The 953-nt window shown below is 46.3% G+C and carries 1 pseudogene; it reads right to left on the bottom strand.

Annotated elements, in window-relative coordinates:
* Positions 1-953, bottom strand: a pseudogene (locus R7Z49_RS23830) (RNA polymerase factor sigma-54); the annotation flags it as partial.

Raw genomic sequence — 953 nt, forward strand, 5'->3', positions numbered from 1 at the left:
TCGTTTCTGCTCTCTAAGCTCTTAATTAACCATTTTGCCTCTTGCAAATTGCTGCGAATGTACTGGCTATCCGCACTGTTGCCTTTGCCTAATTGAGCGTATTGTTGGTTAACTTTTAACTTTGGAATGCTGTCAGGGTTGATGGAAACGGTCCATTTCCCATGATCTTTAAATACCGATACGTCCGGAATGACGTATTCTGTGTCGTCTGGGGTAATGCGGCTGCCCGGACGAGGATCTAACTGTTGGATCAGTTTTAATACTTCGCGTAGATCCGCTTCTTTTAGCTTAGTTTCTTTGATGACCAGTTTGTAATCGCGATTACCAAGGTGATCGATGTGATCGGCAAGAATCATTTTGGCTTCCGCAAGCCAAGGCGTGTCTTCTGGGAAGGTTGCAAGTTGCAGGAGTAAGCATTCTTGCAGGTTCCGCGATGCCACACCAAGCGGGTCAAACTGTTGGATGCGTTTGCGCACGGCTTCGACTTCATCCAACTCAATATCTTCGTTGTCGAAGCTTTCGTGAATCTCTTCAGGAGATAGAGTCAGATAGCCGTAATCGTCAATCGCATCAATGATGGCAATGGCAATCGTACGGTCGGTTTCACTGAAAGGCGTTAAGTCGAGTTGCCACATCAGGTAATCGTGTAGCGATTCTGTGGTTTCGCCTTGGTAGACCGGCATATCATCGTCTAACGCTAAACCGGTACTGCCCGTATTTGCGCTGTAGACATCATCCCAAGTTGTGTCGATTTCAAGCTCTGAGCTGATTTCGGACTTTTCGATGACGTCAGAACTATCAGGAACTTCGATTTCTGTTGGCTCGTTGGCACTGTTGTCAGCAGTTTCGAGTGCTGATTTGTCTTCACCATTTGCTTGAGGTTCTTCGTGGCCTTCTTCAACTTCCAATAATGGGTTTGAGTCCAACGCTTCTTGGATTTCTTGTTGAAGATC

This window comes from Vibrio sp. 1562, from assembly GCF_033340155.1.
Taxonomy (GTDB): domain Bacteria; phylum Pseudomonadota; class Gammaproteobacteria; order Enterobacterales; family Vibrionaceae; genus Vibrio; species Vibrio alginolyticus.